Genomic DNA, 20562 nt, shown 5'->3' on the forward strand with positions numbered 1-20562 from the left:
TATGGGATTACTAGAAAAATTACTATCATCTCTTAAAGGCTCTGTTATAAATGCGATAATCAATAATTTTACTTTAGCATCAACAGATGGTGGAATGTTAAGTCAAGTTACCGATATAGCACGAGCAGATCCTAGATCATATAATTCAGACTTATTTTCAATCGCTCAAAACGTAAATAGAAATGTAATAGTCCCAGTTGCAATGATAATAATAACATTTATAGCGATCAGTGAAATATATGCATTAGTGATAGAAAAAAATAATATGCACGATTTCGACACTTTTGTGTTTTTCAAGTGGATTGTAAAAACGTACCTAAGCATATATTTAGTAAACCACTCATTTGATTTTATTATGGCAATTTTTTCTATAAGCCAAAATATGGTAGGACAAGTTAGTGGAGCAACAGCGGAAGCTATCAACACAGCATCGAATATAGAAGCAATAAGAGCAAATTTAGAAAAACTTAGCTTTTTCGAACTTGCATCAACATATATACAGACATTAATTCCTGCGTTTATTATTAGGATTTTATATATTGCTATGTGGGTCATTACTCTTGGTAGAATGGCGGAAATCTACTTCGTGATATCTGTATCATCTCTGCCATTTGCCACTTTGACATCAGGAAGATTTTCAGGAGTTGGTGATAACTATATAAAAACATCTGTAGCATTAGGACTTCAGGGACTTTTTATGATTATGACAATAGCTTTTTATTCCACTTTTGTAGAAAGGCTAGCAGTAGATCCTGGAACAGATATGGTTGGTTTTTTAGGAAAGGCTGTAGGTGCAAGTTTATTGGCGGTAATTGTGCTTTTAAGAACAAAAAGTATAGCTATGAGTGTAACGGGAGCAAGTTAGGAGGTGGACTATGGCATATGTTCAAGTACCGAGAGATTTATCTAAAGTTGAAGCAAAGCTAGCACTTAATTTAACTAAAAGACAGCTAATATGTTTTGGTATTGGAGGAGCTTTAGGAATTCCGACATACTTTATCCTTAAAGATATAATACCAACAGACATAGCTTCAATTTTTGCTTTTTTAATTATGTCTCCTTTCTTCTTAGCTGGAGTATATAAAAAAGATGGGATACCTTTAGAAAAATACTTGTATTTTGTTTTAAGGCAAAAATATTATAGACCACATATTAGAACGTACAAAACAAAAATTTTAATAGGAGAGGAGAAATTTGGATCAAATAAGAAAAAAACAAGAAAAAAAACTAGCTGAAAATATAAAAAAAGCAAAAAGTAGAAAAGACGATTATAAAAATTCTTTAAAAGGTAATAGTAAAGCAAAAAAGAAAAAATATTCTCTTTTTTCCAAACTTTTAAATTTAAATAAAGAAGAAAATAATGTAACAACGACTCAAGACACAATTCCGTTTGACAAAATGTATAGAGATGGAATTTGTAAAACTGATGAAAGACACTTTAACAAGTCAATAAAATTTAATGATATAAATTATAGGTTGGCTCAAACTGAAGACCAACAAAGAATATTTAATCAATATTGCGAATTGTTGAATTATTTTGACTCATCTATAGATTTTCAATTTTCTTTTATAAATCAAACTGGATATATTTCAGACATGAAAGATAATATAAAAATTTCAGATAAAGATGATGGATTTAATGAGATCAGGGAAGAATACTCTGATATGCTCCAAAATCAATTAGCAAAAGGCAACAATGGGATTGTAAAAACTAAGTATTTAAGTTTTGGAATAGAGGCAAAAAACTTAAAGGAAGCAATTCCAAGGCTAGAAAGAATAGAATCTGATATAATCAATAATTTTGCAATTTTAGGTGTAAAGGCAGAATCTTTAAATGGACTTGAAAGACTAGATCTATTATGGCGAATAATGAACCAAGGCAATAAAAATAAATTAAAGTTTGATTGGTCTGCTGTAAATAGTGGTGGAATGACTACAAAAGACTATATTGCTCCGACATCTTTTAATTTTAAATCATCAAAGTATTTTAAGATGGGATCGGTATTTGGGGCTTCTTCTTTTTTGATGATCATTGCTCCAGAAATTTCAGACAAAATGCTTGCAGAACTTCTTGACATAGAAGAAGATTTAGTGATTAATATCCACGCTCAATCAATTGACCAAAGAGAAATAATCAAAGAGGTAAAGAGAAAAATTTCCGATCTTGATAAGATGAAAATAGAGGAGCAGAAAAAGGCGGTAAGGGCAGGATATGATATGGATATAATTCCTCCAGATCTTGCAGATGCGACTCAAGAAGCCAAATTTTTATTAAATGAATTGCAAGGAAGAAACGAAAGATTTTTTAAAGTTTCTTTTCAAATTACTAATTTTGCACCCACAATTCAAAAATTAGAAAATGTTATTTTTCAAGTAAATGGAATTGTTCAAAAATACAACTGTTCACTAAATAGGCTAGATTACCAGCAAGAGCAAGGATTTTGTTCTTCGCTTCCAATATGTAGAAATGAAATAGAACTAGAAAGAGGCTTACCAACATCAGCCTTAGCGGCATTTATACCTTTTACAACACAAGAACTTTTCCATGGAGGAAAATCACTATATTATGGGCTAAATGCGATATCTAACAATATGATAATGGTTGATAGAACTAGCTTAAACAATCCGAATGGGCTAATTTTAGGAACACCAGGTTCAGGAAAATCTTTTGCAGCAAAAAGAGAAATGGCTAACTCTTTTTTAATAACAGATAATGACATCATGATTTGTGATCCAGAGGCTGAATATTTAGATCTTTCAAGGGCTTTAGGTGGCACTGTCGTTAACATATCATCAACATCAAAAGACTATATAAATCCTTTAGACATCAACGTAAACTATGGAGATGGAGATGACCCAGTAATGTTAAAAGCTTCTTTCGTTTTATCTTTAATGGAGCTTATAAAAGGCGGCACTCAAGGTTTACAATCTGTTGAAATATCAGTAATAGATAGATGTACTAGGGCTATTTATCAAAACTACATCGAACATCCTAAAAAAGAAAACATTCCGATTCTTGAAGACTTATATAGTGAACTATTAAAACAGCCTGAACTTGAATCCAAGCGACTAGCTACAGCATTAGAAATCTATGTAAATGGTTCGTTAAAGGTTTTTAACAATAGAACTAATGTAGATACTACAAATCGTGTTATTTGTTTCAACATTAAAGAGTTACAAGGACATTTAAAAAAGATAGGAATGCTAATTATACAAGATCAAGTTTGGAATCGAGTGTCAACAAATAGAAGCACGTCGAAAAAAACTTCTTTTTATCAAGATGAATTTCACCTACTTTTAAGAGAAAAACAAACAGCGGAATACTCAGTAGAAATTTGGAAAAGATTCAGAAAATGGGGCGGAATACCTACTGGAATTACTCAAAATATAAAGGATTTATTAGCAAGTAAAGAAATAGAAAACATTTTTGAAAATTCAGACTTTGTGTTGATGTTAAATCAAGGATCTGGAGATAGAGAGATTTTAGCCCAAACTCTAAAAATTTCAAGAGATCAACTTTCATATATTACAAATAGAGGACCTGGAGAAGGTCTTATTTACTATGGTGGTATAATAATTCCATTTATAGATAAATTTCCCAAAGATACTAAGCTATACAAACTAATGACAACAAAGCCTGATGAAATTGTATTAGGCTAAGGGTGTGTTTATATGGGGAACGATATAAGAAATAACAACTATAAAAATTTTAATAGAAGTAATGAATATGATTTAAAAAAATCTAAAGATAGCCTAAATATTCCCCCAGAAGATGAAAGAGTTGTTAACCTAAGAGCGAGGAAAGAAAGGTTTAACAAACTTAACAAAAAAGGAAATAAAGCTTCAAGATTAAGAGAAAAGGATAGTTTAAAAGGCTTTAGGGAAAACTCGTCAGATATAAATTTTCGAAACAAATTTAATTCCAAAAAAGACATCAATAAAAGGCGAATAATTAGAAAAGCTAATAATAAAAATAAGTCGGAAGAAAAAACAAAAAAAGAAGAACAGATAAAACAAGAAGAAAATGTAAAGCTTGAAAATGAAAGAAAGGCTGACGAGCAAAGGAAACTAGAAGAAAGAAGACAGAAAGAATACCAACTATACCAGGAAGAAATTGCAAAAGAAGAAAGTATAAAAGGAGATAGTCTTAATTCTAGTTATATCTACCAAAACACAAAAAAGTCCATAGAAAATATGGAAAAAGGAATCAGAGGAAAAGACTTTAATTTATCTAGAAAAATTGAAGAAACTGACAATAAATCAGATGAAAGAGTTGTTGACCTAAGAGCGAGGAAAGAAAGGTTTAACAAACTTAACAAAAAAGGAAATAAAGCTTCAAGATTAAGAGAAAAGGATAGTTTAAAAGGCTTTAGGGAAAACTCGTCAGATATAAATTTTCGAAACAAATTTAATTCCAAAAAAGACATCAATAAAAGGCGAATAATTAGAAAAACTAATATAAAAAACCAAGTAGGAGAAATATTAAACTCAACAGATCAAAATTCAACAGACAACTTTAGACAGTCGGATAATAATGATTATTTATTTGGAAACAATTTAAGTAAAATTTTTAATAAAACTTCTAAAAATAGTTTTAAGGCTTTTAGAACAAATAAAACAAGGGCTGACTTTAATGTAGTAAATTTCAGAAAACGTATTAGAAGTAATTTTAATATCGAAACAAAATATTCAGACAAGTTAAAATCTAATGAAGGTCAAATTTTTAAAAACTTAGGCTTAGTGTCTGAAAGTATTGAAAATCAAAATAAAGACAAAAATATTGGTGTTTCCACAGTTACTAAATCTGGGATTATGATTTCAAAAGCTCACAAAAGAACAAAAGAGCTAAGGCAGTATAAAAAGAATGAAATTATAAGGTCTAAACTAATTCCTGAAGATAAAAAAATAAAAGAAGATTTAGAGCTAAGAAATAGAGAAGAAAAACTTAGGTTTGATGATGATTATTCAGCAGTAAGAAGACATAAGTTAGCAAATTTTATAGTCGCTGCTTCTGACGTCTTAGATCGACAAAATAAAGATAAAAACATTGGTGTTTCCACAGTTACTACATCAGGCAAAATTATAAGGTCAAAAAGAGTAATCTCAAGAACAAAAAATATTTTTTCTGGAGATAGAAACAAATATTATCAGAAGAAAAAAAATAAAACAAGAATATCCACAAGAATTAGAAATGGATTCAAAAATACTTTTTCTAAGGAAAAAATATTTTCTAGCGGAGGAAAAGCTGTAAATACCATAGTTAAAGTAGCAAAAGCCTCAGCTTTTAAACCATTACTTATAGTGGGTGTAGTTTTAATTTTATTATTAGCGATACTAGGTTCTTGTGCAAATGTAGCTATGTTAGGTGCAGGTGCTATAGCTGATTCATCATACTTAGCATCTTTTCAAGATGTAACTGATGCAGATAAATACTACATGGATTTAGAGGCAAAGCTAAAATACGAACTTGAAAACATAAAAAGAGTTTATCCTGGTTACGATGAGTATAAAATTTCAAAAGATACAATAGGACACGATCCACATTTACTAATGGCATATTTAACAGTTAAATATGAAGATTTTAATTTTATTCAAATTAAAGGAGAATTAGATAATATATTTAAATGGCAATATCAATATCAAGTTACAAAAAGAGTAGAAACGAGATATAGGATAAAAAAAGTTATAGATCCAAGTGGAAGGATAATAAGTATTAGAGAACCTTACAAAGTAAAAATACTTGAGGCTAGCTTATTTACAAATGACCTAGAAGAAGTGCTTAAAGGAAAATTGGGATCTAAAGAAGACATAGAACAGTTCGATAAGTATATGATTTCAAAAGGAAATTTTATGTTTTTTAATTCTCCAATAAAAGGCGACTGGAAGCCAAAAATTAAAAAAATGTTTGGAACAAATGTCATTAATAATAAGATTGAAGAATACAACGGAATAGACATAAATTGTCAAGGTGAAGATGTTCTCGCTGTTGCTGAAGGTAAAATAATTGAAGTTTCTGAAAACAAAATTGTTTTAGAAGATACAGATAGCTGGAGAATAACGTATGAGAATATATCAAATGCCAATGTTTACATTGGTCAAAAAATAGAAATTGATAAAAAAATAGGTAAAGCCAATGAATTTTTAACTATAAAAATTCAAGATGAAAAAGGCAATTACTTAAATCCGTATTTTCACTTATATTCTGAATCTGGTCTTTTAATACAAGGAGAATCTCAAGGGTCTGAATTTAATAACTGGGGTCAAGGTCAAAATCTTCCTGAAGAAGGGCAACTTTTAGATGACTTGTTTATAGCCACAGCATACACTTCTGATCCTGCGGAAAATGGTGGATATAACACAACTGCAATGGGAACACCTTTAAAAAGAGGTGTAATAGCTGTAGACCCCTCAGTTATATCTTTAGGAACTAAACTTTGGGTTGAGGGTTATGGTGTTGGTCGAGCCGAAGATACTGGCGGAGCTATTAGAGGAAAAAGACTAGATTTATTAATGGATTCAGATACTGAAGCAAATAACTGGGGAATAAGGACAGTTAGAGTTGCTATTTTGCCTGATTCATATAAACCTGAGATAACTACAACAGAAGATGGCAAAGCGATTATAAATGAAGCCCAAAAGTGGCTAGGAACTAGATACGCATATGGCTCTAAGGATCCTAGAAGTGGTGGAATTGACTGCTCTGGTTTCACAAGATGGGCTTATGTTCATGGAGCTGGTAAAAATATACCTCATGGATCGCAAAATCAATACGCACAATCTCAAAAGATATCAAGGTCTGAGGCACAGCCAGGGGATCTTATTTTTTTTAGATATACATTTAAAGACTCAGCTCACCCATGGGGTTCAATAACTCATGTTGGAATCTATTTAGGTAATGGGCAAATGGTTCATGCTGGCAATCCTGTCAAGGTAGGTTCTATAGATGACAACTACTGGAGAGGAAAAATTGCTGGATTTGGAAGGTTTTAGCAAGGAGGTAAAATGGAAAGATTAATAAAAAAGAAAAAAACTTTAATTGAAAAAATTTCTAAACTTAAAAGTCAATTAGATGAAGTTGACAATCAACTAAATCAAGATATATCAAATCAGGTCAATAAAATTTGTGAGAATAACAAATTGAGTACAAAAGATTTTTTTGGGTTAGTTGAAGATTTATTAGTAAAGGAGAAGACAGAAAAAAATGAAATTAAAGAAATTTAAGCTGATAGGGCTTTTACTGTCTATTATACTATTTTCAATCATTAAATCTTATGGTGCTGAAAATAATTATATCAACAAGGCTTTATCACCGCCTAAATATAGTGATTCAGATATATCTAGAATGCTAGATGTCAATATAGAAAAAAATGTTGATAAAAAACAAAATTACACAAAAAAAGATATTATTAAGTTGCCTAAGAAAAAAACATCTAAAAAGAAAGTGATAAATTCAACAAATAAACTTGTTAAAGAAAAACAAGATGAAATAAAAAAAGAAGATAATAAGATTGAAGAAAATACATCTAATCAATATATAAAATTTAGAGCTGACAATGGCAGAATTTACTATCTTATAAACCTTATAGATAATAAGGGGAATAAGACCACAAAGCTTTATACTGAAATGAATGATGAGAAACTTCAATTATTAGCAAGTGGCAAAAGTCAATCGCAAATAGATAAAGAAAATCAACTAAAATATGAAGAAGAAGAATTAAAAAAACAAAAAGAGGAGCTAGAGAAACTAAAAAATGCCAAGCCTGAAAAGAAAAAATCTAAATCAGGGACATACATTTTAATAGGTCTAGCTATAGCTGGTGTTGTTCTTTTCAAAAAGATGAAATCCACTCAACCTAATAATAAAGATGATTTCGATGAAGATGATGAATTTGAAATGGATTTTGATGATTACAAAGAAAATCGTGAAGATGAAGACTCTGACTATTACAATCTTGGAGAAGATAATGAATATAAAGATGATGAGGTGGAAGAAGAAAATGATTAAAAATAAATTTAACGTTTGTATTTTAGCTCTTATACTTCTATTCACTCCAACATTGGCACTAGCTGAAAACCCAACAGATGGAACAACAGTTGAGAGTGAAGAAGTATTGGTAAATGCAACCCCTTCGGACTCTGAAAATTCAGACTTAAAAGTAGAAGATTATAATGTTCAAAAAAGTGTCTTAAATCCTAACAAAAAGAATGATTTTTATACATCAAAAGGCACTATTATAGAAAATTTAGACGATCAAGGGAAAAGTTTTAAAAATAAAAAAACAATAGAAGTATTTGACTTCAAGACTAATGCAGGAAATAATCTACATTTTCTAGTTGATTATAGCAAAAAAGAAAATAATATTGTTTTACTTGGCATTGCAAATGAACAAGAGCTTTCTTCAATGGTAGATAACATAACAAAAAGACAAGAGATAGAAAAATTAAATAAACAAATTGAAGCTGAAAAAAAGAAAGCTGAAGAAAAAAAGAGAGAAGAGGAACAAGAGTCTAAAGATAAAAGAAGTTTAAGTAATCTTAGCACAATGATTAAGATTATTCCTTTTTTAATTGCAGGTTTAATTATAATAACTTTACTAATGAAAAGAAAGAAAAAAGCCTCGTAAAATCGATTTTAAGGCTCTAAAAAAAATTATTAATAGTAAACTATGACGGAGGTGGAGATGAAACTTGTAATAGCAGAAAAGCCAAGTGTTGCAAAAAGCATTGCTGATGTAATTGGTGCGAATACTAAAAAAGACGGATTTTTTGAAGGAGAGGAATATATTGTATCTTGGTGTTTAGGGCATCTTGTAGAATTATGTGAGCCAGATGCTTACAATGACATTTATAAGAGTTGGAGAATAGAAGATCTTCCAATTTTACCAGGTGTATTTAAAACGAGTGTTGTTACGAGTACAAGTAACCAATATAAAATTTTAAAAGATTTAATAACATCTGATCGAATAAGTGAGCTTATTTGTGCAACAGATGCAGGAAGGGAAGGCGAGTTGATTTTTAGATTGGTTTACAATCAAATAAAATCAAATAAGCCATTCAAAAGATTGTGGATATCTTCGATGGAAGATATTGCAATCAAAGAAGGGTTTAATAATTTAAAACAAGGTAAAGATTTTGACAATCTATACAAGTCGGCATTTGCAAGGGCAAAGGCGGACTGGCTTGTTGGAATGAATTTGACCAGACTATACAGCGTTTTGTATGGTCAAAATTTTTCTGTAGGTAGAGTTCAGACACCTACTCTTGCCATGATAGTAAATAGAGATAGAGATATTAATAATTTTCAAAAAGAAAAATATTATACACTCAGCATAATATCGGATGAATTTACTCTTTCTACTGGTAGGATTGACGATTTAGCCACAGCCGACCAATTAAAAAATTTAATCGAAGATGAAATTGAAATTACTAACGTGATTCAAAAAGAAAATATAACATCTCCAGATCTTCCATTCGACCTTACAACCTTGCAGAGAGAATGCAATAAATATTTTGGTTTCTCAGCTAAAGAAACTCTAGACTATGCACAAGACTTATATGAAAAAAAGATGATTACGTATCCTAGAACAGATAGTAGATATTTAACTGAAGATATGATTGATAGTACAATTAACAGTATTTTAAGTGAGAAAGATTTTGATGCTGAAAGAATAAAAGTTGTATTTAATTCAAAAAAAGTTACAGACCATCATGCTATAATCCCAACAGCAAGTTCATTACAAAAAGGATTATCTGAACTTTCTGAAAATGCAGCAAAAACATATAAACTTATTTTAAATAAGTTATATGCAAGTTTTGGATATCCGCTTATTGAAAATACAACAAAAATTATAGCTGAATATGATGGTTTTGAATTTACAAGTTCTGGAACTGTCATCGAAAATGAAGGTTTTACAAAATATTTAAAAGAATATAGATCGAAAAAAAGTGAAGATATTATTCTACCAAATATCAACGTTGGGGATAGAATTCAAATAAAAGATAAGGAACTAAAAGAAAAATATACACAACCACCAAAACATTATACAGAAAACACACTATTAAAAAGCATGGAAGTAGCAGGTAGTGAAGCCATTGAGAAAGGTATTGAAGTGGAACGCAAAGGCTTAGGGACTCCAGCCACAAGAGCTGGCATTATAGAAAGATTAATAGGTGTAGGGTATGTTATTAGAGAAAAGAAAAATTTAATTGCATCAGATAAAGGAAAAGCGCTAATAGATATTGTCTCAGAAGCTGTTAAAAATCCAGAGACTACTGCTTATTGGGAAAATCAGCTTGCTAAAATATCTACTGGCAATTTTAAAGATGATGTTTTTATAGATAATATTTGTAATGAAATAAAAAATGTTTGTCAAAACACAAATGTAATAGAAAAGTATAAAAAAGAATCCCAAAATATGATTGGAAAATGCCCGATATGTGGAAATGATGTATTAATTGGGAAAAAAGCATATTTTTGTGCTAATAAAGAATGCGATTTTAGAATTTATAAAGAAATTTGTAAAGCTCAAATTGATGTAAATTTAGCAAAAGAACTTTTGACAAATAATATTTCAAGTAAATTTTTATCTATGAAATCGAAAGCTGGAAAAAGTTTTAGTGCCAAATTAAAGTTAACAGACGGGAAAATAGAGTTTGAGTTTAAGGGGGTGAAGAAATGAATTTCTTATCGCAATTAGAATATCCAAGCTTCTTTGCTGGAATGTTTGGAGGTTTTTTTCTGTTATTAATAGCATTTGTTGCAAAGAAAAATAAATTTGAAAAAAAGTCAAAAATTAGAGGAGGTAAAAAATGAACAGATGTGATTTTTATGGAATAATAGCCAGTGAACTTAATTTAAAAGTCAAAAAAAATAGAGATGGAGAAGATTTTTCTTCTTTATTTTTTTCTATTGGAGTTAGAGAGGGAGCGGGGCAATATTCATATATTCCATGTGTTGCATACAATAAAGTTGCAAAATTAATCGTTGATTATTGTAAAAAAGATGACTATATTGCAATTGAAGGTAATTTAAGAATATATGAAGCAACGCAAGGTGCAGAAGTTATAAATAGGTTTAATATACAAGTAAATAAAGTTTATTTTATGAATAATCGTGTGAGCGAACCTGAAATGGAAATATTAGATCAAGATGATGAATACATGATAGTAAAAAAATAATAAAAATAAGGGGGATTGAAAAATTCCCCTCTTTTTTTATTTAACTATACCTTGTAAATATATAGTCCATGGAATATAATGGAGGTAGAAAATGGCTATAAAATATTCGGAATACAAAGAAATTTTAGAAAGTAAACTTACAAATTTTTTGGGAAACAAAGAATATAAAGAGTTTTTAAAAGATGGGGCATATAATTATAAATATGATTTTAAAGATCAGGTATCAATTTTTAGTCAATTTAAAAATGCAAGAGCTTGTGCTTCTTACGGATTCTGGAATAAGTATAAAAGATATGTGAAAAGAGGAAGCCAAGGGATTGCGATTTCAAGCAGAAATGATAGGCAATTAAATTATATATATGATATTAGCCAAACTGGAGGTGCTAAAGAATCAAAAATTGAAAATTTCGTATGGGAATTAAAATCTGATGACTTAGAAAAATATTTTAATAATAAAAATTATGGATATTCTTTTCTAAGAAAAGTAGGAGATAAAATAAATTCCAAGGAAGATTTAATAAATAATAAGCATTTCAATTTCATAAAAGACTCAATTTTATATAGAGTATCATCGAGATTAAATATAGGATTAGAAGAAAATAATTTTAGCTATTTAGATGTTCCAAAATCTATGAGTATTTTAGAATTTTCAGAGTGCTGCGAAACAATATGTACTGAGTCAAAAGAGCTTATAAATATGTTAAGAATTGAGATAGAAAGAGGGGTAGAAAATGAGCGAATTGAAGTTTCGAGTAGAGAACGGACAAAAAATAGGCTATCAGATAATAGATGGCAAGAAGCTGACCTATCGGGAGGAAAATGGAATGTGGATTCCAGAAATAGAAATGGAAGAGGAAAAAAGACCGATAGGGAAATGGGGATATATGAGGCTGGATTTCTTAAAGACGAGCAAGGACAAGAGGATCAAGAACTTTTACCGAGAACTTCGCTGGAACATGACTCTATGGAAACATTTGGCGGATATAGAGGAGATAGCGGAGAGTTTCATGGAAATGTACGAACCTCAAGTGCTGAAAGAGCTAGGAGCGACAGAGAATATGAAGTCGACAAATTATATGGATTGGGTTCATTTAGCGACACAAGCGAGAGAAATAGTGAACGAGATGATCGAAAGTCAAATAATTTACGTTTAAATGTAGAAGATGAGGCGATTTATTCAAAAAGATTAGATCAAGATAAAATAATTTCAGAAGAAAAGCAAAAAGAAGTCATAGAACAAATTTCTATGGCTTCTTTTATTGAATCAAATAACAAAAAAAATAATGATATTAAAGTTGATAGAAATAAGGAATTAGAGATATTAGATTCACCTATAAAAGATAAAAGTGATTATTGGATTGTAGAATTTAATGAAACTGGTGAATTTATTGATGATTATAGCGGTCAACAAGTAACAAAGCAGTTGATAAATTTTTTAAGACAAAAAGATATAGATATAAAATTGCAAAATCAACTGCATGGTGAAGATGAGTTCGGAGAAATAACCGATGATTATATAGGATATTTTAAATTTTATTTCGACCATTACGTAGATGGGGAAGTGATTGAACATCATAGAATTGACATAGGCGATGGAAAAGATGTAAATGAACGTGAATTTTCATATATAGAAGAACAAATTGAATTGAGTGAAAAGAACTCGATGAAAGAAAATGATGTCAATAACAAAAATATAAAAATAGGTGATGTTGTAAAAATAAATGACAATGAATATTGGTTAATAAAAAATATTAAAAAATATACAGATATGTATACAGCTCCTATTACATTATATGGATTTGATGCTTATTGGAATGAAACCTTAAAAGACTTTAAATATTCAAATACTGAAAGAATTAAAAATAATAATTATGAAATAGTAAATAATTCAAATAAATTAAGTTCATCTAAAGAAATAAACAATATCCCAAATAAAAATGAAAATATAACAAAAATTAGCGATTCATCATATGATCCGTTAAGCGTAGATTCTGACAATGATGGCATACCTGATCGTTACGACTCTGCACCATTAAATAGTGAAGTACAAAGCATTGGAGATTTGGAAAAGCTAGATAATTTTAGATATTATAGTTCGGAAGAAAATGGCTCATTTTCAGAAAGATTAAACAATAACGTTGAAGCTATATTAATGCTTAATAGGGTAGAAAGTGGAGAAAGAAGCCTTGATTTTTCAGCTCAAGAAGTCTTATCTAAATATGTGGGTTGGGGCGGACTTTCGGAAGTATTCGATACTAGAAAAGAAAAATACACATATGTAAGAAAAATTTTAAAAGAAAATTTGAGCCTTGCTGAATATGACAGTGCTAAAGAAAGTTCTTTAACAAGTTTTTATACACCAAACAAAGTTATTAAGGCTATTTACTCGGGGGTGAAGAGGCTAGGATTTAAAGAAGGAAACATATTAGAGCCTAGTTCAGGTATTGGAAAATTTGTAGGTAACGCTCCTGAAGATATTAAAGGGAAATTTCACCTTGTAGAAGTTGATAATATTTCCCATAGGATTGCTAAACACTTATATCCAAATGCTAAGAATTATCTTGGCGGATATGAAAATACTAATTTTAAGAACGACAGCTTTGACTTAGCGATAGGAAATATACCATTTGGCAATTTTCAAGTTTTTGACAAGGAATATAAAAATAATTTTATGATTCACGATTACTTTATAGACAAGTCCATAGATAAAGTAAGAAATGGCGGAATAGTAGCTTTTATAACCACATCAGGAACGTTAGACAAAGTAAATTCAAAATTTAGGGAACATATAGCTAAAAAAGCTGATTTTTTAGGAGCAATGCGACTTCCAAATAATACATTCAGCGACACTAGCGTAACTAGTGATATATTGTTTTTTCAAAAAAACACGAATAAATCATTTGAAATAGATAATGAAAAGTGGATTAAAATTGCTGAAGATGAAAATGGACTAAAATATAATGAATATTTTATAAATCACCCTGAAATGGTTCTTGGGGAAATGAAAGAGGTTTCAGGTCGTTTTGGATCAGAACTATCTTGTTTGCCTAATTCAACTATTCCAATAGATGATCAGATTATTTTTGCAACTAATAATTTACCTAAAAATGTATTTTCTAATACAAAGGGAATTTATGATGTATCGTATGAAGAAAATGACTCAGAGATAAGACCTTTTTCATATGGAATAAAAAATAATAAAATTTATTATTCAAATACGTTGGAAGAAGTTAAGACTAATAGACCTGAAGCATTAAAAGCAATGATAAGGCTAAGAGACAATTTAAGGCTACTTTATGATTTGGAAATTAATAATAATTCTGATGATGAAGTTGAGGCTCAACGTATTAAAATAAATAGCTTATATGACAGTTTTGTCGATAAAAATGGATATATAAATAAAAAAGAAAATTTAAGTCTTTTCAAAAATGATGATTCTATAGCTATTTTAAAATCTCTTGAAAAATTTGACAATGGAAAATATCAAGGGAAAGCAGATGTTTTTAGCAAAAGAGTAGTAAAAGGAAATTTCATTCCAAATAAAGCAAATAGCATTGAAGATGCTCTTTTAATTTGTATAAATACCAAAGGAAAGGTAGATCTCAAATATATTGCAGAACTTAGAGAAGTAAGCATTGAGTCTGCAAAAGAAGAATTATTAAAAAAGGAATTAATATTTTTAGACCCTGAAAACCCCAAAAATTTTATTGAAAAAACAGAGTATTTATCGGGAGATGTAAAAGCTAAATTAAAAGAAGCAAATTCACTTTCTAAATTTAATTCAGATTATAAAAAAAATTGTGAAGCTTTAGAAAAAGTTGTGCCAAAAGATATAGAGGCAAGCGACATATCCGTAAGATTAGGGGCTTCATGGATTCCGAGCGAATATATATCAGAATTTATAAGTCAAAAATTAAATTTATATTCATTTTCTTATAGCGGATCAGCTGTAGAATACTCAGATGTTAGTTCGAAATGGCATATAAACGATAAAATAAGTTATCATGGAATAGCTAATGAAATAACCTATGGAACACAGCGAATGAAAGCTATCTATATCTTAGAGAAAACTTTAAACTTAAATGAAAATTTAAAAATATATGATACAAAAACAGAAAATGGAGAGGAAATAAAAGTCTTAAATGCTAAAGAAACAATGCTTGTTCGAGAAAAACAAGAAAAAATAAAATCTGAATTTAAGAATTGGATTTTTGAAGATCCACAAAGGAGAAAAAGACTGGAAAGAATATACAATGACAAATTTAATTGTATAGTGCCTAGAAAATATGATGGCAGCAAATTATATTTTAGCGGAATATCTTCAGAAATAGATTTAAGAGAACATCAAAAAAATGTAGTAGCAAGATCATTATTTGGAGGCAATACATTGGTAGGTCATGAAGTTGGTGCGGGAAAAACTTTCTCAGCAATAGCTTCTATTATGGAATCTAAGAGATTAGGGTTTACTAATAAAGCCCTTATAGTCGTTCCTAATCATATAACTGAACAATGGGGAAATGATTTTTTAAAATTGTATCCGAATGCGAATATATTAATAGCAACGAAAAATGACTTTAAAAAAGAAAAAAGACAAGAGTTATTTGGGAAAATAGCAAATGGAAATTATGATGCAGTAATAATATCGCACTCTCAATTTTCTATGATTCCACTATCCGACAAGACGCAAACACGCTTTATAAATGAAGAATTAAATGAGCTAAGAGAAAAAATAAAAAATGCTGATGATAAGTCATATAGCGTAAAACAAGCGATACAAGCTGAAAAAAAATTAAAATCAAAACTTAATAGTTTATTAGACAAATCAAAGAAAGATTTGAATGTTGTAAATTTTGAAGAGTTAGGGATAGATAAATTAATAGTAGATGAAGCACACGAATTTAAAAATCTTCAAATTGCAACATCTTTAAGCAATATAAAAGGAGTTAGCATATCGCCATCTCAAAAAGCTTTTGATTTATATTCAAAATGTAGATATTTAGATGAGGCAACAAACAAAAAAGGGATAATGTTTTTGACTGGAACACCCGTATCCAATTCAATGGCTGAACTTTTTGTTATGCAAAAATATTTACAACATGATCTTTTAAAAGAAAAAGGTCTACTAAACTTTGACTCATGGGTATCTACTTTCGGGGATATAAAAAACACAATTGATTTAAAGGTGGAAGGGACTGGCTATCAGTCGGTTACAAAATTTGCTGGATTTGAGAATGTCCCAGAGCTAATGTTTTTATTTAGGGAAAATTCAGACATATTAACTGCTGATAAATTAAATTTACCAGTTCCTGAACTTGAAAAAATAGTTGTAGAAAGTACAAAAAGTAAAATTCAAGAAGAGCTTTTTCAATCTATTGCTGAAAGAGCAGAAAAAGTCAGAGGTGGTCTGGATAGTCGCATAGATAATTTCTTAGCAATAACTACAGATGGTAAAAAATTGGCACTAGACCAAAGATTGTTAGATTCAAGCCTTCCAGAAAGCCCTGATAGCAAAGTCAACAAAGCTGTAGAAAATATATATAATATATGGAATAAAACATCAGAAAATAAGCTAACTCAAATGGTATTTTGTGATAATTCGACCCCAGACGGAGAATCAGCTAAAAAACTTGGATTTAATGTATATGATGACATTAAGTCTAAATTAATATCAAGTGGTGTACCAGAAAATGAAATAGCTTTTATTCATGACGCAAAAACTGAAATCGAAAAAGATATTTTATTTGACAAGGTAAGAAAAGGAGATATTAGAATTCTTATTGGATCAACTCAAAAAATGGGAACAGGAACGAATGTTCAGGAAAGATTAGTAGCACTTCATAATCTCGATGCACCATGGAGACCAGCAGATTTATCTCAAAGACTTGGCAGAATGGTTAGGCAGGGCAACATCAATAAAAAAGTACAAGAGTTCACATATGTTACAAAAGGGACTTTTGATGCGTATATGTTCCAAACTTTAGAAAATAAACAAAGATTTTTATCCCAAATAATGAATAACGACAACATAAATAGATCTTATAGTGATGTAGATGAAGTTGTTTTAAATTATGCAGAAATAAAAGCCATATGTGCTGACAATCCATTAATAAAAGAAAAGATGGAATTGGAGAATGACATATCTAAAATGGATATAGAAAAATCTGCTCATTTGGCTAATAAAGCAAAATTGGAGATTATGATTTCAAAATTTATTCCTGAAAGGATTAGTTTATTAAAAAGCGATATAGAAAATCTATCTAAAGATAGGCAAAATTTATTGTCTTGTAATAAAAATTTTGAAATAGTTTTAGATGGAATAAAATTTGATAAAAAAGCAGATGCTGGGCAAAAGCTAAAAGAAATAATAGATCGATCTTCTAGCAACGGAAAGGCTATTGGTAAATATAAAAATTTTATACTGACATTAAAAACTAACGAATTTGATAAATCAAAATATTTAGACATAAAAGATAACTACAGCTATAGCGTAACTTTAGGAGAATCGGGAGTTGGAAATATGCAAAAAATAGAGAATGCAATCGAAAATATAGATAAAATCATTAATTCTAAGAAAAGCTTTTTAGAAGATGAAGAAAACTCTCTACAAGATGCTAAAATTCAAGTGAATAAACCTTATGATAAAGATGATATTTATATGGAAAAGCTAAAGAGATTAAAAGAAATAAATTTTACATTTGATAGTGAATATAGCGAATATGACTTATATAAGGCTCAAGAAGATATTATTGAAAAAGCTGAAGAATTTTCAAAATCATTTGAGATAAATTTTTCGGATATAAATAATGTTGAAATTGCAAATAAAAGTGTGTTAGGCAATGATGTAAAATTTGTAGCAGATTTAGAAAAATTTCAATTAAAAACAATATTAAACGATTCAGAAGTAATAGATGTCAAAGAGAATCAATCATTAAAAGATTTTATTGACTTTTCTATAAAACCTTTAAATATAGATGAAAGTTTAAAAAAATTAGTGGCAGAAGAAAAAATATCGGCAAAAGAGCTAGATATAAGTAATTTAGAGATTTAATAATATGGATTTAGAAAAATTTAAACAAGCATATAATAACTTTTTATTAAATGAAGAACTATATATAAAGGTAATTTTATATAAATATCTAGAGCCTAAAAAAATAGAAGATGTTGATAAAATATTTGATTTTATAATGCAAAATTCAATAAATTTACTGTCTGATGATATACTTGAAATAAATGACGAGATTAAGGAAGGAAATTTCTCCAGTAAATCAATTAAACTTATACAATCTATTTATCAAAGCGTTTTTGAACGAATTAATAAATACGAACTTAATGAAATTTTAAGACATTCAACACTAATAGTGGAAAATAGAACACAAGAAGATATAATTTTCTTACAATTTAAAGGTGTTGGCGAAAAGTATGCTATATTGTTTAATAATGACTTAGCTGTTGAAATGTGGTGCTATAATAAGACATATAACTTAGAAATAAAGGAGTCTTCATTGTTTGGGCAAAAATTCTATATGCTAAAAGTATTTGATAATGGAGAATATATCGGTAAATTATTTACCAAGATGATATCTATGACAGATAAAAGGAGATATGAAATAGGTATATTAACTACTCTTGAAGAAAAAGATATCATTTCAGAAAAAGAGGAAGAAAGAAAAAAAGAAAATATTTTGGAAACATCACTTGAAAAGTTTCTAAAATATTTCAATGATATAAAGATCGATAGGAGCTTTGATGTTCTAATGGAATTTAAAAGAGCGAACATAAGGAGTAACAACGATTTTTGTAACATATATTTTCTAACATTTTACAAATTTCTTTTTTCCAGGAAAAATATAGAGGATTTAAAAAATATTAATCATAAAAGTTATTCGGTAGAGGAAATAAGGCAGCTTTTCGCTGAAATAGATAAAATGATTCAAAGGTTAGCTTTATTTTTACAACAGTTTAATACAAACCGAGAATCACTAAATAATGTTATTAAGAGGGCTAAATCTCAAATGGAGGAAAATAGTGTCTGAGGGTCAAAGAAAAGCAACTTTAAAATGGAGAAGAAAAAATAAAAAATATAGTAAATATCTTTCATATAGGTCTACAGCTAAGATGTTTTTAAGAAAATATGCAACTCCAGATGATATTGATGAGCTGATTCAAATTTTAGAGGTAAGAAAAGAAATGGCTAAGAATATAAAAAATATTGATGTAAGAACATTGCCCTTGGCAATCCAACATGATATAAAATGGTTAGAAAGCTTAGATCCTGAAGATTTAAGTTATGGAGATGTTTGGTGCGAATTATATGGATCTATAAATGGTTCGCAATGGGGAGATGAAATTCCAGTAGAAGTAGCAGACTATCTAAGAGAGAAGTATTTAGGAATAACAAGGGAAGATTAGTTATGATTGATTTTAGCAATTGCAAAATAAATAAGTTTAGAGGCTATGGAGGCAATAACGGCTCTAAAATATCTATAATTTATGATAACAATATTTATATGTTAAAGTTTCAGCCTAGGGCGAAAAATAATAAAAAAATGTCTTACTCAAATGGTTGCATAAGTGAATATTTAGGTTCTAATATATTTAATATAATTGGCATTAAAGCTCAAGAAACTATACTAGGAATATATAAGGATAAAATGGTGGTTGCTTGTAAAGACTTTAATACAAATGGGTTTTCTTTAATGGAGTTTGCACAATTAAAAAATCAAATTATAGATAGTTCTGAATCTGGATATGGAACTGAATTAGACTCGATTATAGAAACAATAAATGAACAGACGCTCATAGATCCAAAATTATTAGAATCTTATTTTTGGGATATGTTCATAGTTGATGCTTTAATAGGAAATTTTGACAGGCACAATGGAAATTGGGGTATTCTTGTGAATGAAGATAGACAAATAGCTCTACCTGCTCCTATCTATGATTGTGGTTCATGTTTATTTCCTCAAATTACTGAAAAAGGTCTAGCAGAAATAATAAAATCTAAAGAAGAGATAGAAAATAGGGTATATACTTTTCCAAATTCCATGATAAAAATAAATAATGTAAAAATAAATTATTTTAATTTTTTGCTTAATACAAATAATAAACTCTGTTTAAAATCATTATTTAAAATAGGAAAAAGAATAAACTTATATAAAATTAATAAATTGATTGACAATACTGATTATATGACTGACTTACACAAGGGTTTTATTAAAAAAATTATAAAAGAAAGAAAAGAAAAAATAATAGATTTTGTAATAAAAGAAAGAAGTAGAAATATAGGATTAGAAGAAATGAGGCTCTAAAATCCTTTTTAAGGGGTTTTAATTACAATGTTGATTAGAAAGTATGTTTTAACTATTTAGAGGGCGTATTTGCCCT

The 20562-nt window shown here is 29.1% G+C and carries 14 protein-coding genes; all 14 read left to right on the forward strand.

Annotated elements, in window-relative coordinates:
• The first annotated feature begins 1 nt into the window (after position 1).
• The 14 genes from LV469_01325 to LV469_01390 all read left to right on the forward strand — a co-directional run bounded on the left by LV469_01325 (position 2) and on the right by LV469_01390 (position 20486).
• Positions 2–865, forward strand: a complete 864-nt coding sequence (locus tag LV469_01325; protein ID UHR02952.1) for a hypothetical protein — start codon at positions 2–4, stop codon at positions 863–865.
• Positions 866–875: 10 nt separating this feature from the next.
• Positions 876–1235: a PrgI family protein gene (locus LV469_01330; protein UHR02953.1), complete on the forward strand. Its 360-nt coding sequence runs from the start codon at positions 876–878 to the stop codon at positions 1233–1235.
• Positions 1195–3660, forward strand: coding sequence for a conjugal transfer protein TraE (locus tag LV469_01335; protein ID UHR02954.1), 2466 nt, complete (start codon positions 1195–1197; stop codon positions 3658–3660). Before LV469_01330 ends, LV469_01335 begins: the two co-directional genes overlap by 41 nt.
• 12 nt (positions 3661–3672) lie before the next feature.
• Positions 3673–6990, forward strand: coding sequence for an NlpC/P60 family protein (locus LV469_01340; GenBank protein ID UHR02955.1), 3318 nt, complete (start codon positions 3673–3675; stop codon positions 6988–6990).
• Positions 6991–7002: 12 nt separating this feature from the next.
• Entirely contained in the window at positions 7003–7221 is a 219-nt protein-coding gene (locus LV469_01345; GenBank protein UHR02956.1) for a hypothetical protein, read from the forward strand.
• A complete protein-coding gene (locus LV469_01350; protein ID UHR02957.1) occupies positions 7202–8005 on the forward strand; it encodes a hypothetical protein in 804 nt (267 codons plus the stop codon). The genes LV469_01345 and LV469_01350 overlap by 20 nt, the downstream gene beginning before the upstream one ends.
• On the forward strand, positions 7998–8624 hold the full coding sequence (locus LV469_01355; protein UHR02958.1) for a hypothetical protein: 627 nt from the start codon (positions 7998–8000) through the stop codon (positions 8622–8624). The genes LV469_01350 and LV469_01355 overlap by 8 nt, the downstream gene beginning before the upstream one ends.
• 57 nt (positions 8625–8681) lie before the next feature.
• On the forward strand, positions 8682–10679 hold the full coding sequence (locus LV469_01360) for a DNA topoisomerase 3 (protein ID UHR02959.1): 1998 nt from the start codon (positions 8682–8684) through the stop codon (positions 10677–10679).
• Positions 10676–10813: a hypothetical protein gene (locus LV469_01365; GenBank protein ID UHR02960.1), complete on the forward strand. Its 138-nt coding sequence runs from the start codon at positions 10676–10678 to the stop codon at positions 10811–10813. Before LV469_01360 ends, LV469_01365 begins: the two co-directional genes overlap by 4 nt.
• Positions 10810–11178, forward strand: coding sequence for a single-stranded DNA-binding protein (locus LV469_01370; protein ID UHR02961.1), 369 nt, complete (start codon positions 10810–10812; stop codon positions 11176–11178). The genes LV469_01365 and LV469_01370 overlap by 4 nt, the downstream gene beginning before the upstream one ends.
• Positions 11179–11269: 91 nt before the next feature.
• Entirely contained in the window at positions 11270–18226 is a 6957-nt protein-coding gene (locus tag LV469_01375; protein ID UHR02962.1) for an SNF2-related protein, read from the forward strand.
• A 4-nt stretch (positions 18227–18230) separates the two neighbouring features.
• Positions 18231–19211 (forward strand): hypothetical protein, encoded by a 981-nt coding sequence (locus tag LV469_01380; GenBank protein UHR02963.1) that lies wholly within the window; start codon positions 18231–18233, stop codon positions 19209–19211.
• Entirely contained in the window at positions 19204–19587 is a 384-nt protein-coding gene (locus LV469_01385; protein UHR02964.1) for a hypothetical protein, read from the forward strand. Before LV469_01380 ends, LV469_01385 begins: the two co-directional genes overlap by 8 nt.
• 2 nt (positions 19588–19589) lie before the next feature.
• The gene (locus LV469_01390) at positions 19590–20486 is read left to right on the forward strand and encodes a HipA domain-containing protein (GenBank protein ID UHR02965.1); all 897 of its coding nucleotides are present in this window, start codon (positions 19590–19592) and stop codon (positions 20484–20486) included.
• The last annotated feature ends 76 nt before the right edge of the window (positions 20487–20562 follow it).

Source organism: Peptoniphilus sp. GNH, from assembly GCA_021307325.1.
GTDB lineage: Bacteria > Bacillota > Clostridia > Tissierellales > Peptoniphilaceae > KA00134.

Excerpts from the sequence above, each read along its gene's own strand:
- LV469_01365 (UHR02960.1), top strand. The coding sequence starts at position 10,676 with ATGAATTTCTTATCGCAATTAGAATATCCAAGCTTCTTTGCTGGAATG.
- LV469_01375 (UHR02962.1), top strand. The coding sequence starts at position 11,270 with ATGGCTATAAAATATTCGGAATACAAAGAAATTTTAGAAAGTAAACTT.
- LV469_01390 (UHR02965.1), top strand. The coding sequence starts at position 19,590 with ATGATTGATTTTAGCAATTGCAAAATAAATAAGTTTAGAGGCTATGGA.
- LV469_01370 (UHR02961.1), top strand. The coding sequence starts at position 10,810 with ATGAACAGATGTGATTTTTATGGAATAATAGCCAGTGAACTTAATTTA.
- LV469_01355 (UHR02958.1), top strand. The coding sequence starts at position 7,998 with ATGATTAAAAATAAATTTAACGTTTGTATTTTAGCTCTTATACTTCTA.
- LV469_01330 (UHR02953.1), top strand. The coding sequence starts at position 876 with ATGGCATATGTTCAAGTACCGAGAGATTTATCTAAAGTTGAAGCAAAG.
- LV469_01380 (UHR02963.1), top strand. The coding sequence starts at position 18,231 with ATGGATTTAGAAAAATTTAAACAAGCATATAATAACTTTTTATTAAAT.
- LV469_01360 (UHR02959.1), top strand. The coding sequence starts at position 8,682 with ATGAAACTTGTAATAGCAGAAAAGCCAAGTGTTGCAAAAAGCATTGCT.
- LV469_01350 (UHR02957.1), top strand. The coding sequence starts at position 7,202 with ATGAAATTAAAGAAATTTAAGCTGATAGGGCTTTTACTGTCTATTATA.
- LV469_01340 (UHR02955.1), top strand. The coding sequence starts at position 3,673 with ATGGGGAACGATATAAGAAATAACAACTATAAAAATTTTAATAGAAGT.
- LV469_01325 (UHR02952.1), top strand. The coding sequence starts at position 2 with ATGGGATTACTAGAAAAATTACTATCATCTCTTAAAGGCTCTGTTATA.
- LV469_01345 (UHR02956.1), top strand. The coding sequence starts at position 7,003 with ATGGAAAGATTAATAAAAAAGAAAAAAACTTTAATTGAAAAAATTTCT.